This is a genomic window from Binatus sp. (SeqCode), from assembly GCF_036522015.1.
In the GTDB taxonomy this organism is placed as follows: Bacteria; Desulfobacterota; Binatia; order Binatales; family Binataceae; genus Binatus.
The window spans coordinates 1-5911 of record NZ_DATDGQ010000108.1 but is presented as its reverse complement, the minus strand read 5'-3'; the positions used below and the strand labels follow the sequence as shown (position 1 = coordinate 5911).

The window sequence follows — 5911 nt, the reverse complement described above, 5'->3', positions numbered from 1 at the left end:
GCCGAGCACGGCTGCCGAATTGAACATCGAGGCCATCAGCGAAAGCCCCGGCAGCGCCAGCCCGGAGTCGCGGGCGGCCCCGGCGACCAGCCGCAGGTCTTTGCGAATCAGCTTGATAAAGAATCCGGGCCGATAGTCTCGGGCTATTATCTTTGGACCCAGATTCGACAACTGCCACGACCCAGCCGCGCCCGCTCCAATCGCTTCGACTACTCGCGACGCGTCGAGACCGCCGGCCCGCGCAAACTTGATCGCCTCGGCGGCGGCCTCCAGCGTGAGTGCCACCGCGATCTGATTCGCAAGCTTGGTCATCTGGCCTGAGCCCGCCGCGCCCATGTACGTGATTCTTTTTCCCATCAACTCGAACAGCGGACGCGCCCGCTCGAACGCCGTCGCTTCTCCGCCGACCATAATCGCGAGCGTGCCGTCGCGAGCGCCGACGTCGCCGCCTGAGACCGGCGCGTCCAGGTATTCGACGCCGCCGTGCTTCAGCCGCGCCGCGATCGCGCGCTCAGCTGCCGGCGCTACGGTGCTCATGTCGATCACGAGCTGCCCCGCTTTGAGCGCGGGCTCGATATTCGCGACGGTCGCCTCGACGTCGGGCGTGTCAGGCACCATGACGAAGACGACCTCAGCCCCTGCGACACATGCAGCGGTATCGGCCGCGACAATTGCACCGTCAGCCGCCAGAGCTCGCGCCTTATCGGGCGATCGATTGAAGACGCGCACGCGATGCTGCCCGCCGATCAATCGCCGCGCCATCGGCGCGCCCATAATCCCGGTCCCAATCCATCCAATTTCCATGACGAATGCTCCAATGAACACAGAATACTAAGGTGCAGAGCCTGTCCTGAGCGAAGCCGAAGGAGGTTACCCCTGCCGAAGGAAGCGTGAACCCCACCGCGGGTTTCACTGAAATAAGGTTCTCTTTCTCTTAGCCAGGTTTCAACGCGCGCCACGAAAATCCCGCCGGCGCGGTCGCGGTGATCAGCGCAATCGGAACCCATAGCGTGAAAATAAACCCGAGCATCGGCTCATGCCACAGCCAGAACAGCCCGTATGTGAAGTAGGCGGCCAGCAACACGCCGTGCAGCATCGTGCCCGACTCGCCCAGACGTTCGTCGATTCGCGAAAACAGCTTCGACACCAGCATCCCCTGACCCAGGCAGTGCCAAGTGCCGTAGAAGCGGCATCGTCGGCAGATGTTGGTGCTCGCCTCTTACCAGAGTGCGCCCATCAGCACGAGTCCGAAGATAACGGCGCCGGCGCTATGCTCGCCGGCGATCGAAAGCGCGATTATCGAGAACAGCACCAGTCCGCCCAACCCGACGACACGAAACATCGCAGGCGTCTGCAGGAGATAGACCAATGGCTCGAAGGGGCCAGGATTTAGTCGCATCATGAAGGAGTACGAACGCCCAGCCTACTCGTTACCTGCTCGCGCGCATACCGGTGGCCGCGAACTTCAGTCGTCGATGCTTGGAGGCGGAGCCGTCGCTCCGTTCGCGAGCAAATTGTCGTCGAGCGCGACGGACGCGCTCTGAACCGTGCGGTTGTCGACGAGGTCGTTGTATTTTCCACCGTTAAACTTTTCCCCGAGAAATTTCAGAATCGAAGTATGGTCGAGTAGTTGCTCGCAGAGCGACGCCGGCTGCACGAATGGCGACACTACAATCGCCGGAACTCTCACTCCCAGCGTGCTGAAACCATTGCTGTATAAAGCTTGCGGCGGCGGCGCGGTCGCGATCGCGGGCGGCCGCACGTGATCGAAAAACGACCCGTGCTCATCGTAAGTAATAAACGCAACCAGGTTGTTCCATGCGTCGCCCGCGACGAGTGCGTCGTAAACGATCTTCAGGTGTCGCTGGCCGCCGTACAGCGATGCCGGAGGATGGTCATCAGACGCGGCCGCCGTGCCACGCCGATAATCGTCCTGGTACAACGGCTCGATAAAAACAACTTGCGGCAGATCATCGTTTCGAAAATCGTCGATCAGGCGATCGATCGGGCGAAACAGATTCTGAAACTGGACGTCGCCCTGGTAGAGATTGAGCAGGCGCGGCATCTGCATAAAGAAGAACGAATAACCGCCGAGGTAAACCCGCCAACTGACTCCACGCGACCTCAGCCAGTCGTAAACGAGATCATCGGGATTGTTGTGAAACAGATCCTGCGCGATTTGGAAGTAGCCGCTCGGCGTATGGTCCACCAGCGCATAGCCGCTCATCGCCATCAGGCGATTCGGCAGCGTGCTCGCGGGCAGGCAGGCGAACCAGTTGTCGCAGATAGCAAAATTGCGCGCGAGAAAATCCGTCGAATACAGATACGCGTTGTTGCAGTACTCCATCACGCGCCCCGCATCGGCCGCCGGCGACGAATTGCTATAGCTCTGCGCGAATCCATGCATCGGTCCCAGGATCGAGTTGATCTGCATGTCGATATTCTCGCGCTCGTGCGGAGGATCCGGCGTCAGCGACGGACTGGTGATCGCCCACGGCTGATAGGTGTCATGCGCGTAGTAGGTTTGCGCGTGCTGGATGCCTTCGATTCGCGCCGCCAGCGGATGCCCCGAATCGGGCAAGCCGAGATACCCGAGAATATGATCGAACGACCGATTCTCCATCATCGCGATCACGACCGTTTGTACGCGCGACAAATCCTTAGCCATTCGGGTCCTTCCTTGACACGGAGACTAGTGCGAGTCCGCGACGTTGCCAAGAATCCGTGCGATTAGTTAGTCATCGCGATGAAGCAACGCTACCTTCGCCGCACGCGCAAGGGTCCTCGGAATAGTCAAAAGTATTTGCAGAAACTCTTTATTTGTTCCGTTCGTAACAAGGTCATCAACAATTTGTTGTCATGAAGTGGTCAAACGGTTTGCATCGCGCTAAACGATTTCTGAGAGAGGTAAACCCCTGCTACGCATTCGACATAACGCTGCGACACTCTGCTACGGTTTTGCGTGGCTCTCAATGATCGCTTTGATCGCGATGGTCACAATCGCCGAGCTGCTTATCGGCGAGGCCGCGGTTAGCGCCGCCTCCCTCGACGCCGACACCGCCGGCGCCCGTCTCAATATCGCCCCGCGAACCTCCCACTAGCGTTGACCAGTCCAATCGGCCGACGCGACCGAGCGCCATCGCGCGCGAATCGCTTCGTATTCCGCAGGCGGCAACGGCCCCGCGCTCGCATGCTCGATATTCTGCGCGATGCGCGCGGGCCGCGTCGTCCCGACAATCGCCGTGGTCACGCCCGCCGTGCCGAGCGTGAATCGAAGCGCCACTGCGACCGCGTCTTCGACGCTGCGATGAAGAAACTTGTAGTCGAGCTTCCGGAGGCGATCCCAATATGGACGCGTGTACCAATCGCCGGGCGGCTGCTTGCCGTGACGCCAGGCCGCGTTGGCGATCGGCCGCTTGACGATCACGCCCATCCCGCGCGCCGCCGCCTTCGGCAGCACCCGCTCGATCGCCTCCTGGTCCGCGATACTCACCGAGATCTGAAGCGTGTCGAATATGCCGCTTTCGACTGCATACACGGCGTCGTCGGAGTCGATGCTGCATCCGATGAAGCGTGCCTGTCCGCGCTCGCGCGCCTTTTGCAGAACCTCGATCGCGCGACCGTCCTTGAGCGTCTCGAGCGGCGGACTGTGGAACTGCATGACCTCCACATGGTCAGTCCGCAGGTTCTTGAGACTGCGCTCGATACTCCGCACGAGCATCGCGGGGTCCCAATCGGGCTGCGCATAACCGGACGCGCGCTCGGCCGCAGACCCCAGCGGCGCATGCCCGCACTTCGTCATCAAAACGACTTCGGCGCGGCGTTTGGAAATCGCCTTGCCGATCAGCGCCTCGCCATCGGCATAGCACTCGGCGGTATCGATCACGTTGATCCCGGCGTCGAGCGCAGTGTTCAGAATTTGATCGACGGTCTTTTGCGCGACCGCTTGATAGCCAACCTCCGACCCGCCAAATCCAAGAGCGCTGACCCGCAGCCCGGTCTTTCCCAACACGCGATATTCGATTGCCATAAGTCTGGAAGATTATGAGGAGCGGACGAGCGAGGCAAAGATAACCGCTACGCAATTTCAAAACCGGTACCGGCTTCGCTGGCGCGGAGCTGTCGGAGGCCCTGCCGCTCGCGCTGCTCGCTTCGTCAGGATGAACAACAAAAATTGCGCTACGCGGCGCGGTCGAGCTTGGCGCGCAAGCGCGACGCAAGGTCGGGCGCCGAGGTCTCATGTTTGAAATAGACGAAGATTTCGTCGGCGCCCGACGCGAGGCGGCCAAGATTCTTCACCCATTCATCCAAACCCGCATCGTCGTAAGTTTCTTTACGAAGCCGGATGTAAACGTAGGGCGCGGTCCGCTCGAGCGGTGACGCGAGCTTTTCGGTTTCCGCGATACATAACGCGACGCCGTTGTCGGAGAGCGCCGTGATCACGGAATCGTCGAACCAGCTGCGATTTCTGAATTCGAACGCGGCCCGGATTCTGTTCCTAAGTATCGCCAGGAAGTCCCGCAACAGCGGAAGATCCAGCTTCAAGTCGGGTGGGAGCTGAAACAGCGCCGGCGCGAGCCGCTCGCCCATCACCGATGCGCGCTCGATGAACGTGTCAGTCGTTTCTTTGACGTCACGCAGCTTCGCGAAGTGCCTGATGCGTTGTGGAGCCTTCAGCGCGAAGCGGAAATTCGCCGGCGTGCGCGCGGCCCACCCCTCCAGCATCGCGGACTTCGGCATCGCGCGGAAGGTGTAGTTGATTTCGACCGTCGGCATCCGCTCGGCGTAGTACTCGAGCATCTTGGCGCCGGGAAGTTTCTCCGGATAAAACCCGCCGAGCCATTCCTTGTACGAAAAGCCCGATGTGCCGATCAGGATGTTCGCCTTCGCCATCGCGCCATCCTAATTGATGCCGAGGTTTAGTCGATAGCCAGCATCTATGAACTGCGCCCCTCGACCAGTTTGCGCAGGCGCTCGGCCCCTTCCCTCGCGACCTGCTCCTGCTCAGGGTTGCTCCCGGAGCCATCGAGATCGAGCAGGTCGTAATACAGCTTGCCGCGCAGCTTACCCACTTCGTTGACGAACGTGGTGCCGTAGTCGCGCTCCGAATCGCCCATCGCGAACGCCTGCCGCGTGATCGTCCAGCTCTCGGGGCGCAGCCGCCGCGCCTCCTTGAAATACGGCACCGCATCGGCCGCATGCCCCGTCTCGCACAGATATTCGCCGAGCCGAAAGTATGCGGCAGCCTGCGCATGCGCGCGCGTCGGAAGCTTCAGCTTGAGCTTCACCTCGTCGGGCTTCATGACGAAGCGGCTCTTCGCGCCCTGCTTCGCCCAGTCGCGCAGCGCGTCGAGATATAGCGCCGAATCGATACCGGTGATCGCGCGGAACGTGTCTATCGCGAACGCGACTTCGTTCGGCCGCACAATCATTCCAGATTCGTCGATCCAAACGGCGGTCGGCACATTGACCATGTTGTAGAGTTCCGCGACGACGTGCCGCGTGTCGATCAGCGAAGGATGCGCGGGCTGGCCGGCCTTGATGAACGGACCGGCCGCGGCAGCGCCGCCGGTGTCGAATGCCACCGTGACGATCGTGAAGTTGAGGTCCTTGAGTTCTTCGTACAGCGCCTGCCACCCGGGCAGGTCAAGGGAGCATCCTCACCACGAGGCCCACGCCAGCAAAAATACTTTGCTGCCGCGATAGTCCGACAGGCGATGCAGCTTGCCGTCGAGGTCGGGCAACTCAAAATCGGGAGCCCCGAGCGAGCGCAGCGCGTTGCCGCGCTCCGCCGCCTCGGCGCCGAAATACCATACGCGATGCTTCGAGTCGCCGGCCCACGGCTTGCCCATCTGGTCGGCGAGCGCGCTGAAATTGAGAAAAGTCGCGCCATCGCGCTTCGAGCCGAATT

The 5911-nt window shown here is 61.2% G+C and carries 9 protein-coding genes; 1 reads left to right on the top strand and 8 read right to left on the bottom strand.

The features are described 5' to 3' along the window. The 4 genes from VIW95_RS04385 to VIW95_RS04370 all read right to left on the bottom strand — a co-directional run. A partial coding sequence (locus tag VIW95_RS04385) for an NAD(P)-dependent oxidoreductase (protein WP_331584199.1) occupies positions 1-804 on the bottom strand: 804 nt, incomplete at its 3' end. A gap of 130 nt (positions 805-934) precedes the next feature. Next, positions 935-1147 (bottom strand): hypothetical protein, encoded by a 213-nt coding sequence (locus tag VIW95_RS04380; RefSeq protein ID WP_331584198.1) that lies wholly within the window; start codon positions 1145-1147, stop codon positions 935-937. Positions 1148-1219: 72 nt separating this feature from the next. Continuing rightward, positions 1220-1399, bottom strand: a complete 180-nt coding sequence (locus tag VIW95_RS04375; RefSeq protein WP_331584197.1) for a hypothetical protein — start codon at positions 1397-1399, stop codon at positions 1220-1222. A 66-nt stretch (positions 1400-1465) separates the two neighbouring features. Beyond that, a complete protein-coding gene (locus VIW95_RS04370; protein ID WP_331584196.1) occupies positions 1466-2668 on the bottom strand; it encodes an alkaline phosphatase family protein in 1203 nt (400 codons plus the stop codon). 304 nt (positions 2669-2972) lie between these two features. Here VIW95_RS04370 and VIW95_RS04365 point away from each other — a divergent pair, with 304 nt between their 5' ends. Then, the gene (locus VIW95_RS04365; protein ID WP_331584195.1) at positions 2973-3101 is read left to right on the top strand and encodes a hypothetical protein; all 129 of its coding nucleotides are present in this window, start codon (positions 2973-2975) and stop codon (positions 3099-3101) included. Here VIW95_RS04365 and VIW95_RS04360 read toward each other — a convergent pair. The 4 genes from VIW95_RS04360 to VIW95_RS04345 all read right to left on the bottom strand — a co-directional run. Further along, positions 3098-4024 (bottom strand): aldo/keto reductase, encoded by a 927-nt coding sequence (locus tag VIW95_RS04360; protein WP_349259289.1) that lies wholly within the window; start codon positions 4022-4024, stop codon positions 3098-3100. The genes VIW95_RS04365 and VIW95_RS04360 overlap by 4 nt on opposite strands. A gap of 155 nt (positions 4025-4179) precedes the next feature. After that, the gene (locus tag VIW95_RS04355) at positions 4180-4893 is read right to left on the bottom strand and encodes a DUF72 domain-containing protein (RefSeq protein WP_331584193.1); all 714 of its coding nucleotides are present in this window, start codon (positions 4891-4893) and stop codon (positions 4180-4182) included. A 44-nt stretch (positions 4894-4937) separates the two neighbouring features. Further along, on the bottom strand, positions 4938-5585 hold the full coding sequence (locus VIW95_RS04350) for a hypothetical protein (protein ID WP_331584192.1): 648 nt from the start codon (positions 5583-5585) through the stop codon (positions 4938-4940). Between the two features lie 75 nt (positions 5586-5660). Further along, positions 5661-5911: peroxiredoxin family protein (locus tag VIW95_RS04345; protein WP_331584191.1), on the bottom strand; the 251-nt coding region annotated here is incomplete at its 5' end.